Origin of the sequence: Tissierella sp. P1 (genome assembly GCF_002266425.1) — a bacterium.
Classification (GTDB): Bacteria; Bacillota; Clostridia; order Tissierellales; family Tissierellaceae; genus Tissierella; species Tissierella carlieri.
In genome coordinates this window covers 60721-80721 of sequence record NZ_NPMN01000018.1, presented here as the reverse complement: position 1 = coordinate 80721, position 20001 = coordinate 60721, and the positions used below count along the sequence as shown (strand labels likewise).

Genomic DNA, 20001 nt, shown 5'->3' with positions numbered 1-20001 from the left:
TATTCTACTATTACGAATTACCTATGTAGATATTATAATAAATACTATTTATTTTTCAATATTTAAAATTTAACGTCTATGATACTTCTTAAATACCTCTTTTCTTTGTCGTTAATTTCAGTAAACCATCCCATATGCTCATGAGATATAGTTGCAAACCATACATCCCCATTTTCATCTATAAAACTTAAATCTTCTGGAAGTTCAGGAAGTCTCCAATCGTACAAACCAGTAACTTTATTTCTTATTATCAAATTTGTCTCATCATTACATTCAAAAATATATAGTTTTCCTCTTGTATAATCTGTATGAGAAAAATTGTTGGATGGTACTCTTTTAATAAAGTGCTTCTTCATTTCATTAAATAATCCGAGTACACTATCATTCACTCTCAATCCATCTTGTATATTAAAAAAAAATTTTTTACTTTTTTTAAAAGCAAAATCTATAAGCAATTTATAACATTCGTATATTGGCTCACTCATTATATTTGTAAACATATATAATCACTCCAAAATCTAAGTTATTCTTACACCACATAATTCTACTTGTATGAAAACTATAGTATATATATTATATCATAAGCCTATTTACATTATTTGATAAATGTTTTACTTTTCAATACCGTATTATTCAGTTTTCAAAGTTCAATTTCTCATAAATAACTTTAGTTACGTAAAGTATAATATAAAAATACCGTATAATTCGTTTCTGAATAATACGGTATTTTTATAAAATATTTATTTTAACAAGCACGACATTTAATAAAAAGATTGCGTCTTATTAAATTTCAATTTAATCCTTATACATATCAGATTGATAAAAGGTAAGTTCTTCTTCTGTATATTCTCTTGTAACACCTTGGAATATTTTATCTGGACAGTCAACCCCTACCGATTGAGCAACAGCAACTGCAAATTCACGAAAAGCAAATCCTATTGCTGTAATTAAGTTTCCATCCTTTACAACTGGTTTTCTTACCACATTTTCTTTTGGAAGATATTTAAATTCCTCAAATGTTTCCTCTAATATACCACTTGTATACTTTTTATCCTTTAGTAATCCTGCTTTAGCCAATAGCATAGGTGAACTTGAAATGGCACCTATTACAATATCTTCATCACCAATAAATCGCTTTAAAAATCGTATTACTTCCTCATCTTCTGTTACAGGAAATGGGTCACTTATGCCTGGTAATATAATACAATCAAATTCTTCTCGGTTAAAGTCAGATAACAGCTTATCTGCAATCAATGTAAAGCCGTCCTCAGTTTTAATTTCGGAAAGATTAGATGCAAATACAGTCATTTCTTTTCCATGAAACCAAAATAATGCTGTAAGAGAACTAATTTCCTACATGGAAAAATTGGGGTAAATAAGTACAGCCGTTTTTTTCATAAAATCACCTCATAAATTACATATTTTATCAATTAGTAAATCTAATAATTCCCACATCACTAAGGCGCCTAAATCTACTAATCTGATTTAACTAATAAGAAAATTATACCATATTTTCTATGCTATTGTAGTAATTTTCTGATTTTTATACCGTATTATTCAATTTTCAAGGTACATTGTTCTCATTTCAATTTCTAATTATTACTTCACATAAATAGACTTAGTTACCTAAAGTATAATATAGAAACACCGTAAAATTCGTTTCTGAATAATACGGCATTGAATTAAAATATTTAATTTTAACAAACACGACATTTAAAATAAATTATATGACATGCAAGCCATCTAAGATAATGCTCATAATCTTCCATTATAAGCTTTTAACAGCTATTATTTGAAAATAAAGATACTGATACATTTCATCAATAACTTCCCTCATTTCATTTATATATGACTCATCAGAAAGAAGCTTAGGGTGAAATGGTTCCTCTCTCCAAAGACGAATTCCTATATCATCAAATTCGTAATTTGTGCTAAGCAGTTCATCTTCCATATCATAGTTGCAAACGCTATAATTTTTTAGATTTGATATTAATTCTTCAGCAGTCGTTTGAAATACATCAATTCCATAAATCTCTATCTTCATCTTCTCTCGTAGCTCATAGTCGACTGCAATTTCAACAGCTTTATTGTTTTTATATTTTACCATAAAAAATGATGAACCGTCTTGATATCTCGTATAGCAATCAATGTCGGAAGGTTTTGATATGTCAAAACTTTGTTCACTTAACCATTTAGTATGAAGTTGTTCAAGAGTAAAAAGTATTTCTTCAGATGACATTCCCAATTTTAATGGTCCAATTCCTTCATGGGGAATTATCTCAATGTATTCCACTATTTCACCTCTGTCAAATATAAATAATCTTGCTTCGCATTTTTTACTATTACAAATTACCTATGCGGATATTATATCATATATAATGAATCTATTTGATATGTTATGCTTCTATTTTTTTAATACCATATTATTCAGTTTTCAAGGTTCAATATTCAATTACACATAAATGACATTATCTATTCTAATTGTTCTTCTAGGTATCATATTTATTCTTAGTTTTACATCTAGGGCATATCGTTGCCCCTTTTCCCTCTGCTTCTAGAAGTAATTTGCTACATTTTATACATCTTATTTTCTTCATTTTCATCTCCTGCCTTCACCTTACTATTTCATATAGTCTTTTCTTTACCTTCCTTGGAATAATATCCTCTACTCTATAGATGCATTTATCCCTATGCTTTTTACCTTCATGTTCTTTATGACTTTTATTCTCATATATAATTTTTATTGTATTTTCATGATCCTTATATTCTTCCATAGCCAGCTCTTTATATTGTTTTGAAATATCTTTATCTGCATCGACTTCCCTAATAATACTTCTAAAACATAATTGTATTAGCTTGTCTAAGTCTATCCTTCCTGAAATAGATTTAATTGTTCTCCTAATATTTCAAATTCCTCTATATTTTTACCGTCTACAATCAGTGGCATATGTTTATTACCTGGTTCATCTACTAGCTCATATTGTGCTACTGCTCCTGTATCAATCATGGAAAGTATCCTAACTAATGATATCCCTCCATGCTTGTACCAATTTTCCATAAATTCAATTTGATGATCCTGAATATTACTAAGAGGAAATCTATTTTCTTCTTTAGTTTCTTTTGCATCAAAAGCTATAGTTACTCCTTGATATACTCCAATAAAATCTAATGTGCTTTTTTCCTCATAGTATGCAGAGGTTATTTTTCCTCCTCGTCTTATTGGTGTCATTAGTGTAGCTATCTTTTGTACCAATGCTATTCCTTTTCTTTTATAGACCTTATTTGATATGTTTATTATTTCTTCAAATACATCTCCTTTGTGATAACCCATAGATATTCTCCTTATTTTAAAATACTATTTGCTATATATTCTTTAAGTAATGTCCCTCTAATTAGCTTTTTCCATCTTCTCAATACTTTCATTAGTATCTCCTCCTAAGCTATGTTCTTTTACCTTCTTTAAATTTAATGATTATATAATTAACACTTTATAATAGGATTTCATATAATATTAAGAGGGCTCTCACTCTCGACTACTAATTAGGAGGCGTTTATTGTGACTGATGGCTTATTAGGTGGAAGAGATTGTCATAGAGGTATGGATACTTCTCTACTATTCTTCTTTTTAATATTAGTAATTATTTTCTGTAACTGTGATTTCTTCTAATTCACAATAATTGAGTCGGGGCTTGTCCCCGATTATTTTATCTCCGTTACTCCTATAAAGCTTGTCTATTCAGTCCATAATTTAATTGTCTACCTCTAAAAATAATAATTAACAATCTACTATCATCTTTCATATTGTATATTAGGATTTAAGATACCCTGGCCTAATAGTTCTTTCTTATACTTTATTCTCAATTATCTATAATCAAGGAGGTGCTGTTATGACTGATAAACAAGGTTTTGGTGGATTCTTTGATGGATCAATAATCTTTATATTTATAATATTGATACTTTTGTTCTGCTTCTGTTTCTAATATTGCAATTTATTTGAATGAGTCGGGGCTTGCCCCCGATTCTTTTTACTCCTATAAAACTTCATTCTACTTTCTAAGTTTCTCCAAATGCTCTCTTCTTCATCTTCCTTTGTTCCCATCTCATAAAATATATTTGCTATGCTATACATCTCTTGATCTTCTTCTTTCCTTACACCAAAATATTTATATAAATCTTTCATTCTTTCTTTACCGTCCATATTATCCTCTTTTCTTTATATGACTAGCATCTACAAATTTTGTATATTGTCCCAGCCATTTTAATTTCACAATTCCTAGTTGTCCGTTTCTTTGTTTGGCAATTATTATTTTAGCTTCCCCCTTATTTTCTTCTGTAGGATTGTAATATTCTTCCCTATGAACAAACATTACGAGATCTGCATCATATTCTATTTGTCCTGATTCTCTTAGATCTGATAGAACTTGTCTTTTATTTTGCCTTTGTTCTGTTGCTCTAGATAAAGATGATATTACTATTACTGGTACATCTAATTCCTTGGCCATAGCCTTTAGACTTTTAGATATGCTGTCTATCTCTTCTCTTCTGCTCAACTTACTATTGTTTGAGCTTATTAGCTGCAGACAGTCGATTATAACTAAATCTAAACCTTTATCTCTTTTAATTCTCCTACACATGCTGGTCATTTCAGCTACTGTAAGGCTTGTATTATCTTCAATAAATAGTTTTTTATCTAAAAGAGCATTGGCTCCTTTTAGCATCCTGCCCCATTCATCAGCTGTTAGTTCTTTATTTTTTATCTTCTGTGAGTTAATATAATTAGCACCTAAAATTAATCTTTTAACTAGCTCTTCTTTGCCCATTTCCAAGCTAAATATTGCTACAGAGTTACCTGCTAATACGTTCTTCTCTGCTATATTTATAGCTAATGCTGTTTTCCCCATTGGAGGCCTGCCAGCTAAATAAATTAAATTCTTTTTCTTTAGTCCATCCGTTGCTTTATCTAGTGCATGATATCCTGTTATGATTCCTTCAAGTTCATCATTTTGGTATCTTTTATCTATATCAAGATATACATCCAAGATTATATCTTTGATTTCTACAAATTCACCTATAGTAGTCTTTTCGGATAATGCAAATATCTCTGTTTCAGCAAATTCTATTAACTCTTTGCCAGTTTTATTTTTATCTGTTTTCTACTGTTGGTTCTGAGTTGTTTCCATCATCATCATCCTCACTTAAAATTCCTAATACCGCTGATAATGCGTATCTTCTTGCATAGGTTATAGCTGAACCTGCTCCTTGAGCTGTCGCTTTGTCTGATTTAAGAACTAGGGAAGGAAATTCCATCCATTCCCCTGATTCATGTATTAATGTTGTAGTAACCACTATGTTCTCTCCGCCTCCTGAGGCAGCTTGTACAACTGATAATCCATTTTCAGATAACAAAGGTCTAACTAAATTTAGTACATCATTTAAAGGTGCATATTTTGACTTATAATATGGATTAGTAGCAGTATTACTTAGATTCTTTATCTCCCCTTGAAACGTTGCTAAGACCTTTGCCAATTCAGTAATGCTATCCGATTTATTCATTGTCTGCATCCTCCAATCTACAGATGGCTCTAAGGTTTGATTGCTCATTGAATAATTTTTCTATTTGAATGTAATATGAGATATTTCATCTTCTAATGTTCTTGATTTTACATATAATTCTTCATATGCGCGCGAATCATTCTTTCTACTTTGTAACTCTGCTTGCCTCTTAGTATCGTTTGAATATACAGCCTTTCCTTTATCGTCTAATTCATTAGATATTTCGTTCATTTCAGTTAATTCCCAAATCTTCATATCTGTTTTAGTATCTTCTAACTCTTGCTGTTTACCTAGTAACCTAATCTTCATTTCTTCTATCTTATTTGGTGATACTAGTAATCTTTCTTTTATCATTTACTTTTCCCCCTTATCTTTACTTAGATCTTCTACTACTAACTTCTTATTTATTTCAACTGCTAGTAATTCGGCTCCACATTGGCAACTATACAGCTTATTCTTTTTTAATTTTCCAACTTCCTTATAACATCTAGGACATTTCATTATGAACACTTCCTTCTTAGTTCATCTACAAAATTTATCTGACCTTTATTTCTTCCATTACTTCATTAAATTTCTGAACTTCATCACGCTCTTTCTCTTCTGCTTTTATCTTTTTATAACAATATGAGCCATAACCTCTTTTAGCTGATTCTTTACTTTTTAATGCTCTACCACATCTTAAACAAATATCTGACATTTTTATTTACCTCCTCACTCCCTCTATGCTATAATAGAGAGGAATAATGTTTTATTAGTTCCTTGAGCTTTTCAGATGGCCGTCTGAGAGCTCTTTTTTTTAATTTGTTTTTCCTAGGCATTATCTGAATCCTCCTAAGAAATAAACATTTATAATGTTGTTTCTCATATGTGTATCTAAGGATTCGATACGGTTCATTGCCTTCTTTTCGCTTTCTTCTGCTTGCTTTTGAGTTTTATAGAATTTACAACCTTTACAATTTTTAGTTCTTAAAATTGTACATTTATTGCCATTGTCTGCAAAACACTTATCCATTTTACTTGTCCCTCCTTATCTTGAAAATACTACTGAAAGTGCTGCTCCTGCCATTTCAAATACTTCTTTTGTTACTTCATTCCACCTTCTTTCTTCATGCTTGTCTATCTTTCCGCCACAAGCTATCTTGACCATGCAGTTTTTTACTTCTTCTACATCACTGGATTCTTTCTGGAGAACTAAAACTGATTTAGCTATATCATCAATATTAATTGGTGGTAATACTTGCTTTCCTAGTTGTGTAGATAATCTTAAGTGTTCATATCCTAGCCACTTAGTACCATAAATTTCTACCATAGCATGTACTATATCTGAGTGAGGAATAGGATTGAGGGCCTCATATCCTCCTAGGGTTCGTAAACTCACACTAAGTAGTTCAACTGCTTCTATTTGAGTTAAACCTGCAACATTTCTAGCTAATTGATATATGTTTTTGCAACTTTTATTCATTTAATTTCACCTCTTTTCGTGATAAAATTTAACTAATGAAGTAACTAAGCTGTTTTCTTTTCCTTTTCTTTTTTAATCTTTTCTAGCTTTTCCCATTACTCGTTTAATCGAGTAGTTAAATCCTCTACCCTACATATGAAACTAATTAATCTAATTTGTTTCATCCCTTCCTTCCCTCCTTTCTTGATATTTCTAGGTTTTTATCGTCAAATTCTTTTATCGCAACTTCATCATAATTGTTATAATAAGTACGAACTATAATCTCGTTATTAATAAATACTTCTACAACAATATTTTCAAAATCACTCTTTTCAACAACTACTTTTGCATTTTCGATATTTACAAATACTCTATCTAGCTTTATTTTTCTATATTTGCTAAAGTCAATTGACAATAATTCTTCAGCTTTCACCTTTTTCACTCTCCTTTTAAGCTATCTTTATCATTTCAAAGGGTCCTAATTTCTCCAACATCTCAGCATCATACCTTCCATTCAAATAGGCATCTACCCATATGTCACCCATTCTATATTCACTCTCTTCTACCTCTTCATCAGTCTTATATGCAAATTCAGATATAAATATCTTTATTGTAGTGTTTTCTATTTTCATTACTTCTACTGGCTCATTTTCTACTACTGGTTTAATTCTTTCTTCCATACTACCAACCCCTTTGTATAGCTTATGTCGGAGTAAATTTGTCCTATGCTATTTATTGTTGTTTTCTATCCTCTCCTATTTTAAATTCAACACCTAATACTTTTAATGCTTTATCCCCATTACAATACTTCGGATTCTTTTACCTTCTTCCCAATATCCTATTGCTCTTCCAGTACAGCCTATCATTCTTGCTAATTGTCTTTGTGATATCCCTTGTCTTTCTCTTTCTACCTTTAATATTTCTCCAAAATCTGCCATCTTTTATTAACACTCTACTTTATGTTAGATACAATATATTTGAACATGAACTTTTGTTCACACAATATATTGTACAGGGGGGATAATAATACAAATGGTACCAGTATCTTCATCTAATTTAAGGGCAGTAGGATATGATCCTAATACTCAAACCCTAAGGATTGAATTTCATAGTAGAACATATGATTATTATAATGTTCCTGCGTCAATTCACTCTGGGCTAATGAATGCCAGTTCAAAAGGTCAATACCACTATGCTCACATTAAAAACAGTTATAGGTACAAAAAAATTGGCTAATCTATGACCACTAAGATTATAGCTGGACCTGTCTCTTCCAGTATTTGTTCCTTTACCATAATTTTGAATGAATCATAAGGTTCAGCTATGAGTTCTTTAACTCCATTGCGATTTCTAAGCTCTTCTATTAATTCTTTCGTTGCTATGTCTTTTATGTTTTTGATATTTTTTCTGTCTTCCATCCTTTCTCACCTCCTCCGCTGTATAGTCCTTTTCTGTAATACCAGTGTTACTGTGCTGTTAAAAAAATTTCATTTACCGCTTTATCAAATACTTTAGAAATGTTCATTGCAACATCAAAACTTGGTTTTTCACCCTTTCCTATCCTTATAATAGTCTGTCTTGTTGTATTTGCTTGCGTTGCAAGTTCTTCTTGACTCATATTCTTCTTTATCCTTAACCTTCTAACTATATTATTCATCTTTGTAATACCTCCTTTACAATTATTATTGCAACACTTGTGTTACTGTATGTCAAGTATGTTTTACTGTTTTTTTTATAATATTTAAAAATAAATGTAAAATATGTATTACAATATAATCAAAAGCAATGCTAAAATATAAAAACAGATAATGAGTAGGTGAATGTATGGATTTAATTAAATTAGGTACAATTCTACAAAATAAAAGAAATAATTTGGGTCTTTCACTTCGAGATGCAGGTGAACTAATAGGTGTGAGCCATAATTACCTATCAATATTAGAAAAAGCTAAAGATCCACGTAGTAATGCCCCTATTAAGCCAACTATAGATACTTTAAAATTAATTTCCGATGCTTATAATTTAGATATTAATGCTTTATTACCGCTAGCGGGATATACAGATATAGTAATACAGAACACTGATGGTCAAAATATAAACCAACGTGAAGAAGATATTATTCCTGAAGAATTCACCAATGCAAATGAAGCTCGTGCATATGTAAATAAACATCAAATATTTGGTTCTGGGGGATTTGATGCTGATAAATTAGATGATAATGAGATTTTAGAGTTTGCTAATGCTTTATTAGAACAGATGAAAATGGTTAGTTATAAATATAAGAAGTAGTGAATAATAAATTATAAAATGAGTTTGACAAGATAAATATAAAATAAGGAGGAATGATTAATGACTGATAGAGAACTATTAGAATTATTATTAAGTAAATTTGAATCTATGGAAACTGATATTAAAGATATTAAAGTTGAGTTAAATTTAGTAAGCGAACAAACTGCAATTTTAACTGAATTTAAAGAAGAAACTGTTACAAAATTGGATAAAATAGAAAACAAATTAGACGATATTGATGTAAAAAATGCAAATAGACATCTTGATTTTATTAGAGAATTAATAGATATGAAACATTCTATAAGTAGAGTTGAAATAAATACCGCAGAAAATTGGAGAGACATAGCTAAAATCAAGGCTGCGAGAAAATATAAAACTAAGTGATAATAAATTATAAAAAGGAGAAGCAAAATGGACAATAACCAAGTATTTGAATTAATGACTAAGATGTATGCTGAAATGCAGGAAGGACTTAAAGAATTAGAATGAGGTAATGGGAGTAAAAGAAGAATTAAGAGGATTTAGAGAAGAAACTAATGAAAGATTTGATAATCTGGAAGATAAATTAATTAAAATAGAGGGTACTAATACTACTAATCATGTCGCCATTGGTAATAAATTAAATAAAGTATCCAGAGATTTAGATTTCCTTACACATAAAGAGTTTCAGACTGAAAGAGAAATATACGATATCAAACAAAGACTTCTAAAGCAAAGAAGAAACATAAAACAAATTAAATTTAACACTAAAATATAAAAAGCAAACTGCAAAAGTACTTCAGTGATTTTCATTGGTATGTGACAAAATGAGTTTATCATGAATAGATGAATATGTATATGGGGTAATAGATCATTGCTGCTCTAGAGACATTTTTGAGATATATGATTCATTAAATATAAAAAGAATTGATAAGGATGATCCTCTCTTGCAAGGAAATGATGCACTCTATATTAGAAGTTATTTCGGCTTAGAGGTTGTATTTATTAGAGATGACCTTCCTTATAAATATGAGAAATTTATTTTAGCACATGAATTGGGACATGCTATTCTTAATGCTGAAGTAAATAAAGCTGCTTACAATAGTAAACTTATTAATAAAAGCAAATTAGAAAAGCAATCTGATTACTTTGCTCTCAGACTTTTAGATATTTCAATCCATAAGGATCTACACCATAGAACAAATAGCACATGAAGAAGGTAGTTTGGAATACATAAATATAAAATAGGTTTAGCTCAAATTTATAGATTTGAGTATTTTTTTAAGCTTATGATAGAACTGATGCTCGATATAATATGCTATTGCTAAGGAGGTAGCATTATGGGCTTTAGATTCAGGAGGAGTGTTAAAATTGCCCCTAGAATAAGATTAAATGTGGGTAAAAAGAGTGCTAGCGTTAGCTTTGGAGGAAAAGGTATAAGGCATGCAGTAAGTACAACAGGTAGAAGAACGACCTCTGTAGGAATCCCTGGTACAGGTTTATATTACACAGAAAGTTCATCTTCTAGATCTAATAATAGCACTTATAAAAATTCGTCTAATAATACCTATACATACGACTATGCTTTGGCATATGAAAAAGCAGAAAAATTCAATGATGCAATTGAATACCTTACATCACTTCATAAAGAATGTGACTATGATTATGACTGACTTAGCATAAGCAATGAACCTGCTCCTTTTAATTTTGGTGAACAAAGACCTAATAAGATAGCAGCTATAAAAAATTTAGAAATTTATAAGCCAAATCTGCTAGAAAAGATATTTAAAAGTAAGTTAGAAAATCAATTGAAAAAACTAGAAAACAGTGTTGCTATTACTAAACAAAATGATAAAGATTCATATGAAATATGGGAAAAACAGAATAAATTATCTAAATTAATTTTAGCTGGTGATTTAGATGCATATATTACTCTTCTAGAGGATATAAACTTTTCGAGTGATCTTGGTGGAATCGTAGATTCCTTTAATATTAAAACTTCAGATAAAGATATTATTACTATTCAGTATGATATCAATATAGAAGGCATAATTCCTGAACAGTATATGACTTTAACAAAGACTGGTAAAGGATCTATTAAAAACTATACTAAAACTGCCTATTATGAAATAATTAAGCAATATATTTGTGGTTTTGCTATTCGTATTGCTAGAAATATTTTTGGTCTATTACCAGTAAAAACTGTAGTAATACATACTCAAACTAATATCTTAAACACTCAAATTGGAAACTTAGAAAACAATACTATCCTATCTATTATGGTTGATAGAAATAGTTTTGAAAATCTAAATTTTGATTTGATAGATCCATATGATGCTTTAAGCAATTTTAAACATATTTACAAAGAAGGATATAATCTAGCATGGGCATATCCTCTTGACCATGAAATCATAAAAAGTATTAACCCTCACTTTGATATATCCTTATTCGAGGACTTAACCTCTCACGATACTACGTTTTTAAATCTTTGTCTCTTTTGCAATATTACTAAAATACCTATGTTTCAAATTCTTAGAATGGCATAGTATAAAAAGACAGGATAAAAAATATCCTGTCTTATGCTAATTTATCTAAATATTGATTTCTATTGGACCATGCAATTGGGACTACATCATAGCTCTCAAGAGCATTAATATATTTGTCATTTACTTTATTATTGTCATTTATGAAAGTGTAAAGAATTGAATCTTTGCTTCGTACTGCTCTAGTATTAGTCCATGCAAACAATATACTTTCTGCCATAGACTTAGTTAAATTATTTGCTAGCTTAATTAGCCTTTCTGGATTATTTTTACTTTTTTGCAATGCAAATTCATAATTATGTGTATATCCAGCAACTCCAGTAAAACTTACATTAGACATATAATAAATATCACTAGCAATAAAGAAATTTTCAACTTCTTCGAAAAATAAAGATGCAACATTGGTCTTGATAAATAAAATAAATCACCAACAGCCAACATGACTTGTATTAATCTATGTTTTGTTTTCGGATAATCTTACAAACTGCATTCAATACTTAATGTTTCATTTACTAACCTTACTCCAAAACGATTCAAAATTGTTTGGATCATTTCTTTACGCTTAGTAGACTTTATTTCTACACCAAGCATATTCAATTCATTTACAATATAGCCGTAATCAGATAAAATTAATCTATTCTTTTCTTTTTTTCAACATAGATTTGCGTATAATCATTATTCTTGTCTAAAAAAGGAGTAGTAATCTCAATAATTCCATTATCTAATTTTTCTTCAGTCATATTAGACTTAACCACGCTAGATAATCGTCAATAAAATTATCTTTATACATAACCACCCCTCCTTATACAGTCTATATTAATTTTATTCCCCATTATTCCATGTTTATTCAATCTAAATAATCTTACTTATATACTAATATAACTTGTACCAATAATCAATCTTGAATCATGTACTCAAGGTTACTTTTTATTTTGCTACCCATTCAATTATTTATGCTATAATAACTGTAATAATGCTTATTCTAAAGAGACATTCATGAACAATTTTTCATGTATAGATAAATATCAAAAAGAATTTTGAATAAAAAAAGAAGGTGAATCTATGACTAAAAACATTACTATATCAGATGATTATTTGATGTATCTAAGAAAATCTAGAAAAGATATAGAAGCAGAACTAAGTGGAGAAGGCGAAACATTAAAAAGGCATGAGAAAATCCTTGCAGAATTGTCTCATAAGATGGGAATATACATACCTGAACAAAATATATTTAGAGAAGTTGTATCTGGTGAGACTATTGCATCAAGACCTGAAATGCAAAAGGTCCTTTCTCTTGTTGAAAGCGGTACTAAAAAAGGTGTATTTGTAATGGAAGTAGAACGTTTAGCAAGAGGTGACACAATAGATCAAGGAATAGTTGCTCAAACCTTTAAATATTCCAATACTAAAATAATTACTCCTATGAAAATATATGATCCTTCCAATGAATTTGATGAAGAATACTTTGAGTTTGGTTTGTTTATGTCTAGGAGGGAGTACAAGACTACTAATAGACGTTTACAACGTGGAAGGAAACAATCTGTATCAGAGGGTAAGTACATCCATTCTGTCGCTCCTTATGGCTATAAAAGAGTCAAATTACAACATGAAAAAGGATATACTTTAGATACAATACCTCAAGAATCTAAAATAGTTAAATTAATATATGAATGGTATACAAGAAGTCAATTACAAGAAAACGGAGCATATGGAAGAATCGGTATATCAATCATAGCTAATAACTTAAATGAAATGAAGATACCTACTAGAAAAGGCGGCGACTGGACTACTTCTACTATCAGAGGAATTTTAAGTAATCCAATTTACGTCGGAATGATTAAAGATGGTTTTAGACCGCAAGTTAAAAAAGTTATTGATGGTGAAATAATAATAGAGCGACCTAGAGCAAAAGAAGAAGATATTACTTTAGTAAAAGGATTGCACCCCCCCATTATTGATGAAAATGTATTTAATTTAGCTCAAGAATATCTTTCAGAGAATCCAGCACTACCTGTACCAACTAGATATAAAATAATGAATCCTCTCGCAGGAATAGTCATATGTAAAATGTGCGGTAGAAAATTAAAAAGAAGACCCTATAGCAATAAAAATCCTGATACTTTAATGTGTGATGGTCCTACTTGTACTAACGTTAGCTCACATCTCCATTTAGTAGAAGAAAGATTAATAAACTCTTTAGAAGTTTGGTTAAAAAAACATAAATTAAAATATAAAAAGCAAGAAAAGAAAAAAGATAATTTAGAGAATGAAGTAATTAATAAAGCTATACAAGATTTAGATACTGAATTAGAAACTCTCAATAATCAGTTGAATAATATGTATGACCTATTGGAACAAGGAGTATATTCTACTGAAATATTTATGAAGAGATCTAAACTAATATCTACAAAAATAGATTCTCTAAAAAAAGATAAGAATAAGTTATTAAAGAAAATAAATTCAAAAGAAGATAAAGAATTGCATGAAGAAGCATTAGCTCCTAAGATAGAAAATATTATAAAGGTCTATTGGACATTAGATGATCCTGCAGATAAGAATAAATTACTCAAAGAAGTATTGGAAAAAGCTGTGTATTGTAAAACTGTAAATGGCAGATGGCATAATAAACCTGATGAGTTTGAACTAGAGATCTACCTGAAGTTATCTAGGTAGTTTTCTTTCATCATCTATAACCTGTTGGTGCACATTCTTCTGTACCTATATCTGTTAATATTGCCTTGCCTTCATTTATTGGCATAGTCCATCTTTGAGTTAAATATCTTATTCCTGCTGATAATTCGCCATCTGCTCCTCCAAATTGCTCTATAATCATAGCAGCTAGAGCTGGATTAGTTGTATCTACTCTTACTGGATATTGCAATTTCTTTTCATATACCCACATGGTTATCCTCCTTTAAAAATTAGTAAAGTTTATTTCCCAAGGCCACGGTCCATCAATATAGCCCCAAGGATATCTGCTCATACCTGTATTTCTTAGAGGACCATATTTTGCTTCATACATAGCTTCTAACTCACTATATCTTTGAGATGCATTATTGTGAAGTCTCAAAGCCTTTTCATCATTTGGATGAGTATTTAAATATAAAGCTGTCTCCACTAGGACAAAAGATACTTCCATTAACTCTATTAGAAAATCCATCTGTGTTCTATCCATTACATCTACCTCCTCTTTCGTTATCACCTATTCCCGTTGTAAAAAAAGGTTTAACTAATTCTGGAAATAGAGTACCTGCTTTCAATGCTTCTCTCGGACTAAATACTTGATTCATAATTTGAAAGGGGACACAGGCCCTTGCTAGTGCACCAGGACAACATGGTCTTCCTTCACCTTCATATTCTCTATCCATTTTCTCTCCTCCTAAAAAAATCTGTTCATTACATATTACGTAGAAAAAAACAAATGGTTACAAACAATAAAAAAGAAGCTAATTATTTAGCTTCCGAAACGGTTCTATTAAATGCATTAATTGTTTATCTCTATTATCTCCTTAATCATATCCTTTCATATCTTACATATATTTCCTTACCCCCCAAAACATTCCAGTCCCCAATATCAAATATCCTAATCGAGTTATCTATTATTTTTCTTTTTTTAAAAGTTGATATTTGTAAGAAAAGCTTCTAATGTCACATTAGAAGTAGCTTTCTTGAAATTAAAAGATAAAAGTAAAGCTTTCCTATTCGCTATAAAAAAACCCCTAAAAAGGGGGCTATTTCTCGGGAAATGATTTTACTAATATTCTTATGACAAAATAAAATAATATTAAAACAAAAAATGTAGTCCCCATTCCATAGACTAATAGTTTAAATAATATAACGTCCATAATGTACCTCCTAAGATAATAGTATCAATACAATACTACCTGCTATAATTGAACCTATTTGCCCAGCTACATTGGCAGATACTGCTTGCATTAAAACAAAGTTTGTTGGGTCTGCTTCTTTAGCTAATTTTTGTATTACTCTAGCTGACATTGGAAATGCTGAAATACCAGCTGCTCCAACCATAGGATTGTACTTTTTCTTCACAAATAAATTTAAAAACTTAGCAAATAATACTCCACCCGCTGTATCGAATATAAATGCAACTAACCCAAGTCCCATTATCTTTAAAGTATCCACGTTAATAAATGCATCTGCTGTCATCGTGGATCCAATAGTTATTCCTAGAAGCAAAGTAACCAAGTTGGCTAGTTCATTTTGAGCTGACTGGGATAACCTCTCTAATACACCAGATTCTCTAATAAGATTTCCAAACATCAAAAATCCTATTAAAGTAACAGATATAGGTGCTATAATCCCCGCAATTATAGTAACTGCTATTGGGAATATTATCTTTACAGTCTTAGATACGTTAACTTGCCTATACTCCATTCTAATCTTTCTTTCTTCTTTTGTAGTCAAAGCTTTTATAACAATAGGCTGAATCATAGGCACCAAAGACATATATGAATAAGCTGCTACAGATATTGGCCCTAGTAGATGCTTGGCAAATCTCGTGGCTACAAATATAGATGTAGGTCCATCAGCGGCTCCTATAATTCCTATGGATGCAGCTTCTTTTATATCAAATCCTAAAAAAGATGCAAATATTATGGTCATAAATATTCCAAATTGTGCAGCTGCACCAAAGAAAAGCATAGATGGCATCTGAAGTAAGGGTGAAAAATCTATCATTGCCCCAACTGCTATAAAAATTAAAGCTGGAAATAATTCATTTAAAATTCCTGCATTTTTAAGTATTCCTAAAATTCCCTCATCACTAGCTATACCTGGGATACCTGCAACAACAGGTAAATTTGTTAGTATTGCTCCGAACCCTATAGGCAATAACAGCATTGGCTCATAATCTTTTTTTATTGCTAGATAAATAAGTATACCGCCAATAATAAACATAAGTATTTGGTTTAATTCAAGACTTTTAACACCTAATAATAATTGTTCCAAGTTTTATTCCTCCTATTCTATAAATATGAACAGCTTATTATATCATGTATTTACAAATTTTTAAACTTAAAAAGAAAATCCCCAAAACTACAAGGATTTTCTTTTTAAGTCTATGTGAAAGGGAAAATAATCTTATTTCTTTAAAATAGCTGTTTATGGAAAATCTGGAAACCACATTCAATATTGCATAATATTACATGATTATTAAATGATTTTCTACACATAATACTACTACACCAAAGTTTTACAAAATTAAGATTGAAAGGAGATATAAAAAATGACTACAAATAATAATAGTAGTAACAACATTCTTGTTCCACAAGCACGTCAAGCTCTTAACCAAATGAAGTTAGAAATAGCTTCTGAATTAGGTATGGCAAACTATGATTCAATGGATAAAGGTAATTTACCATCAAGACAAAATGGTTATGTTGGTGGATATATGACTAAAAACTTAGTTAGAATGGCACAACAAACTATGGGTGGAACTGGAACTACTAAGTAGTAAGTTCTAAAAAAGATAGGTCTTTATTGACCTATCTTTTTATATTTTATATTATCTTGATCCTAACTCTTTATCTAATAGATATAGTCCATGGAAATTATCTTTAATTCCCTCTAATTTAAATATTATATCTTTCATACTATTTTCTTCCTCTAGTTGTTCTTCAACAAACCATTGTAAGAATTGAATAGTCGGATATGACTTTTCTTCTTCCGCCATTCCTAATAAATTATTTATTTTTGAAGTAACTAATTTCTCATGTGCAAGAGCTGTTTCAAAAACTTCTAAGAATGAATTATATTCATTTTTTGGTTCTTCCATCGCTTGAGTCATAACTCTTCCATCCATATCATAGATAAAACCATAGAATTTCATAGCATGTGAATATTCTTCTTTAGCCTGCTCTATGAAGAAATGAGCAAATCCATTCATATTTCTATCAGAACAATATGCCGCCATTCCCATGTAATGATATCCAGATGCTAATTCAAAGTTAAATTGATCGTTTAACGCTTTTAATAATTTTTCTGATGCCATAATATGCCTCCTGTTGTTTTATTATTCATATTTATTTAATTCTATATATTCCTTTACTGTTCTATGATACCCTAAGATCTTCCATCTAATCATAAATATGTTATTCCATTAAAATAATATCTAAAATACTATATACTCCATAATTTATTTTATCTGTAGGAGTCATATTATTATCCTTTAAATATCTTATTAAAGATGCTTTCATACCCTCTCCATAGATTCCATCTAAGCTGCCTTCATAATATCCTCTTTGTGCCAACCTTTTCTGAACTTCTAAAACATCTGCACCTCTATCTCCAGGTTTTAGTTCCCTAAATCCTTGACCAAAATTCCCATATAGTCCATTTGTTATGATAACTATAGTATTATGATTCACCATAGAATAGAGCTCTTCCACATCTTTGTTTCTCATACGAATACATCCAGCAGATAAATTCCCACCAATAGAACCTGGTTTATTTGTGCCATGTATTCCATATTTACCCCAGGGAACATTGAGTCCCATCCATCTAGTGCCAAATCCTTCTCCCCACTGTCCCTTTTCTATAATTTTAAATGTTCCTAAGGGAGTTGGTGAACTTGGTTTTCCTGTTGCTATTGGGTATGTTTTTATTATACTTTCGTTTTCTCTATCTACTAATTTAAGTTGTTTCTTATCTACTTCAATTAATATAGTATAATTCGTTGCTTTATCTTTTAAATAGACATCCTCTAAGGTTAACTTTTTCATAGTTGAATATCTATGTATATAGTTTCCTAAAATTAAAAAAACAGTTACTAATAAAATTATTAAAATAAACATTTTAATATCCTTGTTCATTATATCCCCCCTTCCTAACATTAATATGCAGCAATTCCATAAATTAAACTTATAATTTTACTTTCGCTATTATAAAATTGCATAATGTTTAAGGGGTGAATCTTGTTGGTTATCTAAATGTTATTGAAATATTTTTAAAGCCCATACCTTCTAATAATGAAGTAATAATATCAGTGCCATTTTTCTCTGCATCATTTAGTATTCCCTTTTGGATTACTTCCTCTTTCATCTTCTCTTTTTCTTGTATAAGTACTACATATAAATCTTTAAAACTTAGCTTATTAAATATAGAATCTCTCTCATCATAAAAATAAACCTCTTCTTCTGGAATTACATTTTCAAATATTTGTGGTTTATCCATTTTTATTTCTACCGCATCCTTATTTTTTACATTGACTTCTATAGTGCTTAAATCTACACCTGCTTTAATATATCCACTATATTTTACAATAAATTTTTTATTGGTAAAAGGTACACTTATACCACTTAATTGTACTTTGTCCTCGTATTCCACTATATTAGTATAATTATATTTCACAGTAGATAATTCAACTAGTCTAAGGACTTTTTCCTCAATCTTATTTGATAATAAAATAGTCTTTCTATCCATTGAAATTTTTGTATATCCAGCAATTCCTACTATTAATATCACAACGATTATTGCTAATATTAACTTTCCTTTAATATTGTTAAAATACTTCATCACATCACCTCTTAAATATTTTATAGCCCTCTGCATTCTCAGAGAGCTACTATACTATAAATCTGGATTATAAAATTGATAAATGCTATATATGGAAATATTCTCTTTACATAGAAGTTTAACTATATTAGGTATTTTCTGTGTATTTATATTTAATTCTATTCCATTATATTTTAAAACTATATCACTTAATCCCACTAACTCCGATTTACGTAAAACATCTATAATTTTGTTTTCAATAGTAGGTATATTCATTCCACCTAGTAAAAAAAATATCTTCTTCTTCTCATCTGTATAATCTTGGGGGTTTAATTTACTAATTAACATAATTTTATTCATTGCAATAACTCCTTTTTGATTTTATAAAAGACTTTCTATAATACAAATAAGCAAAGAACCTCAATTAAGTCATGCAGCACCCTCCCCAAAACATCTTGTTGTTTATATGGTTTATATCATTAGTTAAAGATTATAATATTATGATTTTAATTTTTAAAATGTTTCATACAAAAATAAATACATTTATCTTTATCCTATTTACCCAATATTTATAAAAAAAAACTTATTTATGACTATTATTTTATTATTAATTTTATTTATATTGTTTATCAATATTAGCCTTGTTTTTATTAGAATTTTCCTTTAGTATATATTATAAATTAAGTA

General features: G+C 29.7%; 38 protein-coding genes. 9 read left to right on the top strand and 29 right to left on the bottom strand.

Translation table 11 applies throughout. From position 1 onward, the window contains the following. Window positions 1-62: 62 nt before the first annotated feature. The 16 genes from CIW83_RS13725 to CIW83_RS13665 form a co-directional block, all read right to left on the bottom strand. Window positions 63-500 (bottom strand): hypothetical protein, encoded by a 438-nt coding sequence (locus CIW83_RS13725; RefSeq protein ID WP_094902102.1) that lies wholly within the window; start codon window positions 498-500, stop codon window positions 63-65. Between the two features lie 295 nt (window positions 501-795). Next, complete coding sequence (locus CIW83_RS13720; protein ID WP_304440623.1) at window positions 796-1350, bottom strand: DJ-1/PfpI family protein; 555 nt, start codon at window positions 1348-1350, stop codon at window positions 796-798. A gap of 418 nt (window positions 1351-1768) precedes the next feature. Beyond that, entirely contained in the window at window positions 1769-2293 is a 525-nt protein-coding gene (locus tag CIW83_RS13715; protein WP_094902098.1) for a hypothetical protein, read from the bottom strand. Between the two features lie 319 nt (window positions 2294-2612). Next, a complete protein-coding gene (locus tag CIW83_RS22300) occupies window positions 2613-2774 on the bottom strand; it encodes a hypothetical protein (RefSeq protein ID WP_158220127.1) in 162 nt (53 codons plus the stop codon). A 92-nt stretch (window positions 2775-2866) separates the two neighbouring features. Then, complete coding sequence (locus tag CIW83_RS13710) at window positions 2867-3331, bottom strand: Holliday junction resolvase RecU (protein WP_094902096.1); 465 nt, start codon at window positions 3329-3331, stop codon at window positions 2867-2869. A gap of 645 nt (window positions 3332-3976) precedes the next feature. Continuing rightward, a complete protein-coding gene (locus tag CIW83_RS13705; protein ID WP_094902094.1) occupies window positions 3977-4198 on the bottom strand; it encodes a hypothetical protein in 222 nt (73 codons plus the stop codon). 1 nt (window position 4199) lies between these two features. Beyond that, entirely contained in the window at window positions 4200-5039 is an 840-nt protein-coding gene (locus CIW83_RS13700) for a DnaB-like helicase C-terminal domain-containing protein (protein WP_158220126.1), read from the bottom strand. A 103-nt stretch (window positions 5040-5142) separates the two neighbouring features. Then, window positions 5143-5553, bottom strand: a complete 411-nt coding sequence (locus tag CIW83_RS13695; RefSeq protein WP_094902090.1) for an ERF family protein — start codon at window positions 5551-5553, stop codon at window positions 5143-5145. Between the two features lie 60 nt (window positions 5554-5613). Then, window positions 5614-5907, bottom strand: a complete 294-nt coding sequence (locus CIW83_RS13690; protein ID WP_094902088.1) for a hypothetical protein — start codon at window positions 5905-5907, stop codon at window positions 5614-5616. After that, on the bottom strand, window positions 5908-6054 hold the full coding sequence (locus tag CIW83_RS22295) for a hypothetical protein (RefSeq protein WP_158220125.1): 147 nt from the start codon (window positions 6052-6054) through the stop codon (window positions 5908-5910). 34 nt (window positions 6055-6088) lie between these two features. Continuing rightward, entirely contained in the window at window positions 6089-6250 is a 162-nt protein-coding gene (locus CIW83_RS22290; RefSeq protein WP_158220124.1) for a DUF6011 domain-containing protein, read from the bottom strand. A 120-nt stretch (window positions 6251-6370) separates the two neighbouring features. Next, window positions 6371-6565 carry a hypothetical protein gene (locus CIW83_RS13685; RefSeq protein WP_094902086.1) on the bottom strand — a complete coding sequence of 65 codons (195 nt, stop codon included), beginning with the start codon at window positions 6563-6565 and terminating at the stop codon, window positions 6371-6373. A gap of 15 nt (window positions 6566-6580) precedes the next feature. Continuing rightward, on the bottom strand, window positions 6581-7015 hold the full coding sequence (locus tag CIW83_RS13680; RefSeq protein ID WP_094902084.1) for a transcriptional regulator: 435 nt from the start codon (window positions 7013-7015) through the stop codon (window positions 6581-6583). A gap of 160 nt (window positions 7016-7175) precedes the next feature. Beyond that, window positions 7176-7427 (bottom strand): hypothetical protein, encoded by a 252-nt coding sequence (locus CIW83_RS13675; RefSeq protein WP_094902082.1) that lies wholly within the window; start codon window positions 7425-7427, stop codon window positions 7176-7178. Between the two features lie 16 nt (window positions 7428-7443). Then, complete coding sequence (locus CIW83_RS13670) at window positions 7444-7674, bottom strand: hypothetical protein (RefSeq protein ID WP_094902080.1); 231 nt, start codon at window positions 7672-7674, stop codon at window positions 7444-7446. A 102-nt stretch (window positions 7675-7776) separates the two neighbouring features. After that, window positions 7777-7932 (bottom strand): helix-turn-helix transcriptional regulator, encoded by a 156-nt coding sequence (locus CIW83_RS13665; RefSeq protein WP_094902078.1) that lies wholly within the window; start codon window positions 7930-7932, stop codon window positions 7777-7779. Between the two features lie 94 nt (window positions 7933-8026). Here CIW83_RS13665 and CIW83_RS13660 point away from each other — a divergent pair, with 94 nt between their 5' ends. Continuing rightward, window positions 8027-8230 carry a KTSC domain-containing protein gene (locus tag CIW83_RS13660; protein ID WP_201259884.1) on the top strand — a complete coding sequence of 68 codons (204 nt, stop codon included), beginning with the start codon at window positions 8027-8029 and terminating at the stop codon, window positions 8228-8230. Here the strand turns inward: CIW83_RS13660 and CIW83_RS13655 are convergent. Together CIW83_RS13655 and CIW83_RS13650 are read right to left on the bottom strand one after the other, a co-directional pair. Next, window positions 8227-8412 carry a BC1881 family protein gene (locus CIW83_RS13655; RefSeq protein ID WP_094902074.1) on the bottom strand — a complete coding sequence of 62 codons (186 nt, stop codon included), beginning with the start codon at window positions 8410-8412 and terminating at the stop codon, window positions 8227-8229. The two genes, CIW83_RS13660 and CIW83_RS13655, sit on opposite strands and share 4 nt — an antisense overlap. 47 nt (window positions 8413-8459) lie before the next feature. Beyond that, window positions 8460-8651 carry a helix-turn-helix transcriptional regulator gene (locus tag CIW83_RS13650; protein WP_094902072.1) on the bottom strand — a complete coding sequence of 64 codons (192 nt, stop codon included), beginning with the start codon at window positions 8649-8651 and terminating at the stop codon, window positions 8460-8462. A gap of 167 nt (window positions 8652-8818) precedes the next feature. Between CIW83_RS13650 and CIW83_RS13645 the strand changes: the two genes are divergently transcribed. From CIW83_RS13645 to CIW83_RS13620, 6 genes are all read left to right on the top strand, one after another. Next, window positions 8819-9280, top strand: a complete 462-nt coding sequence (locus CIW83_RS13645) for a helix-turn-helix domain-containing protein (protein ID WP_094902070.1) — start codon at window positions 8819-8821, stop codon at window positions 9278-9280. 60 nt (window positions 9281-9340) lie between these two features. After that, window positions 9341-9664, top strand: coding sequence for a hypothetical protein (locus CIW83_RS13640; protein WP_094902068.1), 324 nt, complete (start codon window positions 9341-9343; stop codon window positions 9662-9664). A 109-nt stretch (window positions 9665-9773) separates the two neighbouring features. Further along, window positions 9774-10037 carry a hypothetical protein gene (locus tag CIW83_RS13635; protein WP_094902066.1) on the top strand — a complete coding sequence of 88 codons (264 nt, stop codon included), beginning with the start codon at window positions 9774-9776 and terminating at the stop codon, window positions 10035-10037. Between the two features lie 169 nt (window positions 10038-10206). Further along, complete coding sequence (locus CIW83_RS13630; RefSeq protein ID WP_158220123.1) at window positions 10207-10473, top strand: ImmA/IrrE family metallo-endopeptidase; 267 nt, start codon at window positions 10207-10209, stop codon at window positions 10471-10473. A 126-nt stretch (window positions 10474-10599) separates the two neighbouring features. Next, window positions 10600-10932: a DUF4236 domain-containing protein gene (locus tag CIW83_RS13625; RefSeq protein WP_094902062.1), complete on the top strand. Its 333-nt coding sequence runs from the start codon at window positions 10600-10602 to the stop codon at window positions 10930-10932. Between the two features lie 135 nt (window positions 10933-11067). Beyond that, entirely contained in the window at window positions 11068-11805 is a 738-nt protein-coding gene (locus CIW83_RS13620; RefSeq protein WP_094902060.1) for a hypothetical protein, read from the top strand. A 31-nt stretch (window positions 11806-11836) separates the two neighbouring features. On the opposite strand, the gene CIW83_RS13615 is transcribed toward CIW83_RS13620, so the two are convergent. Both CIW83_RS13615 and CIW83_RS24910 read right to left on the bottom strand, forming a co-directional pair. After that, a complete protein-coding gene (locus CIW83_RS13615) occupies window positions 11837-12142 on the bottom strand; it encodes a DUF1829 domain-containing protein (protein ID WP_094902058.1) in 306 nt (101 codons plus the stop codon). 137 nt (window positions 12143-12279) lie between these two features. Continuing rightward, window positions 12280-12393, bottom strand: a complete 114-nt coding sequence (locus CIW83_RS24910; RefSeq protein WP_369819398.1) for a hypothetical protein — start codon at window positions 12391-12393, stop codon at window positions 12280-12282. 471 nt (window positions 12394-12864) lie between these two features. On the opposite strand from CIW83_RS24910, the gene CIW83_RS13605 reads away from it, so the two are divergent. After that, window positions 12865-14475 carry a recombinase family protein gene (locus tag CIW83_RS13605; RefSeq protein WP_094902054.1) on the top strand — a complete coding sequence of 537 codons (1611 nt, stop codon included), beginning with the start codon at window positions 12865-12867 and terminating at the stop codon, window positions 14473-14475. Window positions 14476-14485: 10 nt separating this feature from the next. Here CIW83_RS13605 and CIW83_RS13600 read toward each other — a convergent pair whose 3' ends face one another. The 5 genes from CIW83_RS13600 to CIW83_RS13585 form a co-directional block, all read right to left on the bottom strand. Next, window positions 14486-14704 carry a manganese catalase family protein gene (locus CIW83_RS13600; protein WP_094902052.1) on the bottom strand — a complete coding sequence of 73 codons (219 nt, stop codon included), beginning with the start codon at window positions 14702-14704 and terminating at the stop codon, window positions 14486-14488. Between the two features lie 12 nt (window positions 14705-14716). Then, window positions 14717-14977 (bottom strand): spore coat protein CotJB, encoded by a 261-nt coding sequence (locus CIW83_RS13595; protein ID WP_094902050.1) that lies wholly within the window; start codon window positions 14975-14977, stop codon window positions 14717-14719. After that, window positions 14970-15170: a spore coat associated protein CotJA gene (locus CIW83_RS13590; protein WP_094902048.1), complete on the bottom strand. Its 201-nt coding sequence runs from the start codon at window positions 15168-15170 to the stop codon at window positions 14970-14972. The genes CIW83_RS13595 and CIW83_RS13590 overlap by 8 nt, the downstream gene beginning before the upstream one ends. A gap of 363 nt (window positions 15171-15533) precedes the next feature. Beyond that, window positions 15534-15647, bottom strand: coding sequence for an OadG family protein (locus tag CIW83_RS22480; protein ID WP_143598565.1), 114 nt, complete (start codon window positions 15645-15647; stop codon window positions 15534-15536). A 10-nt stretch (window positions 15648-15657) separates the two neighbouring features. Next, complete coding sequence (locus CIW83_RS13585) at window positions 15658-16770, bottom strand: sodium ion-translocating decarboxylase subunit beta (protein WP_094902046.1); 1113 nt, start codon at window positions 16768-16770, stop codon at window positions 15658-15660. A gap of 277 nt (window positions 16771-17047) precedes the next feature. Between CIW83_RS13585 and CIW83_RS13580 the strand changes: the two genes are divergently transcribed. Then, window positions 17048-17275 carry an alpha/beta-type small acid-soluble spore protein gene (locus CIW83_RS13580; RefSeq protein WP_094902044.1) on the top strand — a complete coding sequence of 76 codons (228 nt, stop codon included), beginning with the start codon at window positions 17048-17050 and terminating at the stop codon, window positions 17273-17275. A gap of 51 nt (window positions 17276-17326) precedes the next feature. Here the strand turns inward: CIW83_RS13580 and CIW83_RS13575 are convergent, their stop codons facing one another. From CIW83_RS13575 to CIW83_RS13560, 4 genes are all read right to left on the bottom strand, one after another. Beyond that, a complete protein-coding gene (locus CIW83_RS13575) occupies window positions 17327-17812 on the bottom strand; it encodes a ferritin (RefSeq protein ID WP_094902042.1) in 486 nt (161 codons plus the stop codon). A 100-nt stretch (window positions 17813-17912) separates the two neighbouring features. Further along, entirely contained in the window at window positions 17913-18632 is a 720-nt protein-coding gene (locus CIW83_RS13570; protein ID WP_094902040.1) for a L,D-transpeptidase family protein, read from the bottom strand. A 109-nt stretch (window positions 18633-18741) separates the two neighbouring features. Continuing rightward, on the bottom strand, window positions 18742-19335 hold the full coding sequence (locus tag CIW83_RS13565) for a DUF4230 domain-containing protein (protein ID WP_158220122.1): 594 nt from the start codon (window positions 19333-19335) through the stop codon (window positions 18742-18744). A gap of 54 nt (window positions 19336-19389) precedes the next feature. Next, a complete protein-coding gene (locus CIW83_RS13560) occupies window positions 19390-19674 on the bottom strand; it encodes a hypothetical protein (RefSeq protein WP_094902036.1) in 285 nt (94 codons plus the stop codon). Between the last annotated feature and the right edge of the window lie 327 nt (window positions 19675-20001).

What these genes read in the sequence shown, in the direction of transcription:
- CIW83_RS22295 (WP_158220125.1), bottom strand. Translation starts at nt 6,054, where the DNA reads ATGAAATGTCCTAGATGTTATAAGGAAGTTGGAAAATTAAAAAAGAAT.
- CIW83_RS13665 (WP_094902078.1), bottom strand. Translation starts at nt 7,932, where the DNA reads ATGGCAGATTTTGGAGAAATATTAAAGGTAGAAAGAGAAAGACAAGGG.
- CIW83_RS22290 (WP_158220124.1), bottom strand. Translation starts at nt 6,250, where the DNA reads ATGTCAGATATTTGTTTAAGATGTGGTAGAGCATTAAAAAGTAAAGAA.
- CIW83_RS13680 (WP_094902084.1), bottom strand. Translation starts at nt 7,015, where the DNA reads ATGAATAAAAGTTGCAAAAACATATATCAATTAGCTAGAAATGTTGCA.
- CIW83_RS13580 (WP_094902044.1), top strand. Translation starts at nt 17,048, where the DNA reads ATGACTACAAATAATAATAGTAGTAACAACATTCTTGTTCCACAAGCA.
- CIW83_RS13595 (WP_094902050.1), bottom strand. Translation starts at nt 14,977, where the DNA reads ATGGATAGAACACAGATGGATTTTCTAATAGAGTTAATGGAAGTATCT.
- CIW83_RS13570 (WP_094902040.1), bottom strand. Translation starts at nt 18,632, where the DNA reads ATGAACAAGGATATTAAAATGTTTATTTTAATAATTTTATTAGTAACT.
- CIW83_RS13660 (WP_201259884.1), top strand. Translation starts at nt 8,027, where the DNA reads ATGGTACCAGTATCTTCATCTAATTTAAGGGCAGTAGGATATGATCCT.
- CIW83_RS13560 (WP_094902036.1), bottom strand. Translation starts at nt 19,674, where the DNA reads ATGAATAAAATTATGTTAATTAGTAAATTAAACCCCCAAGATTATACA.
- CIW83_RS13565 (WP_158220122.1), bottom strand. Translation starts at nt 19,335, where the DNA reads ATGAAGTATTTTAACAATATTAAAGGAAAGTTAATATTAGCAATAATC.
- CIW83_RS13690 (WP_094902088.1), bottom strand. Translation starts at nt 5,907, where the DNA reads ATGATAAAAGAAAGATTACTAGTATCACCAAATAAGATAGAAGAAATG.
- CIW83_RS13695 (WP_094902090.1), bottom strand. Translation starts at nt 5,553, where the DNA reads ATGAATAAATCGGATAGCATTACTGAATTGGCAAAGGTCTTAGCAACG.
- CIW83_RS13640 (WP_094902068.1), top strand. Translation starts at nt 9,341, where the DNA reads ATGACTGATAGAGAACTATTAGAATTATTATTAAGTAAATTTGAATCT.
- CIW83_RS24910 (WP_369819398.1), bottom strand. Translation starts at nt 12,393, where the DNA reads ATGCTTGGTGTAGAAATAAAGTCTACTAAGCGTAAAGAAATGATCCAA.
- CIW83_RS13725 (WP_094902102.1), bottom strand. Translation starts at nt 500, where the DNA reads ATGTTTACAAATATAATGAGTGAGCCAATATACGAATGTTATAAATTG.
- CIW83_RS13605 (WP_094902054.1), top strand. Translation starts at nt 12,865, where the DNA reads ATGACTAAAAACATTACTATATCAGATGATTATTTGATGTATCTAAGA.
- CIW83_RS13705 (WP_094902094.1), bottom strand. Translation starts at nt 4,198, where the DNA reads ATGGACGGTAAAGAAAGAATGAAAGATTTATATAAATATTTTGGTGTA.
- CIW83_RS22480 (WP_143598565.1), bottom strand. Translation starts at nt 15,647, where the DNA reads ATGGACGTTATATTATTTAAACTATTAGTCTATGGAATGGGGACTACA.
- CIW83_RS13645 (WP_094902070.1), top strand. Translation starts at nt 8,819, where the DNA reads ATGGATTTAATTAAATTAGGTACAATTCTACAAAATAAAAGAAATAAT.
- CIW83_RS13635 (WP_094902066.1), top strand. Translation starts at nt 9,774, where the DNA reads ATGGGAGTAAAAGAAGAATTAAGAGGATTTAGAGAAGAAACTAATGAA.
- CIW83_RS13650 (WP_094902072.1), bottom strand. Translation starts at nt 8,651, where the DNA reads ATGAATAATATAGTTAGAAGGTTAAGGATAAAGAAGAATATGAGTCAA.
- CIW83_RS13590 (WP_094902048.1), bottom strand. Translation starts at nt 15,170, where the DNA reads ATGGATAGAGAATATGAAGGTGAAGGAAGACCATGTTGTCCTGGTGCA.
- CIW83_RS13710 (WP_094902096.1), bottom strand. Translation starts at nt 3,331, where the DNA reads ATGGGTTATCACAAAGGAGATGTATTTGAAGAAATAATAAACATATCA.
- CIW83_RS13655 (WP_094902074.1), bottom strand. Translation starts at nt 8,412, where the DNA reads ATGGAAGACAGAAAAAATATCAAAAACATAAAAGACATAGCAACGAAA.
- CIW83_RS13615 (WP_094902058.1), bottom strand. Translation starts at nt 12,142, where the DNA reads ATGTCTAATGTAAGTTTTACTGGAGTTGCTGGATATACACATAATTAT.
- CIW83_RS13600 (WP_094902052.1), bottom strand. Translation starts at nt 14,704, where the DNA reads ATGTGGGTATATGAAAAGAAATTGCAATATCCAGTAAGAGTAGATACA.
- CIW83_RS13575 (WP_094902042.1), bottom strand. Translation starts at nt 17,812, where the DNA reads ATGGCATCAGAAAAATTATTAAAAGCGTTAAACGATCAATTTAACTTT.
- CIW83_RS13670 (WP_094902080.1), bottom strand. Translation starts at nt 7,674, where the DNA reads ATGGAAGAAAGAATTAAACCAGTAGTAGAAAATGAGCCAGTAGAAGTA.
- CIW83_RS13625 (WP_094902062.1), top strand. Translation starts at nt 10,600, where the DNA reads ATGGGCTTTAGATTCAGGAGGAGTGTTAAAATTGCCCCTAGAATAAGA.
- CIW83_RS22300 (WP_158220127.1), bottom strand. Translation starts at nt 2,774, where the DNA reads ATGGAAGAATATAAGGATCATGAAAATACAATAAAAATTATATATGAG.
- CIW83_RS13685 (WP_094902086.1), bottom strand. Translation starts at nt 6,565, where the DNA reads ATGGATAAGTGTTTTGCAGACAATGGCAATAAATGTACAATTTTAAGA.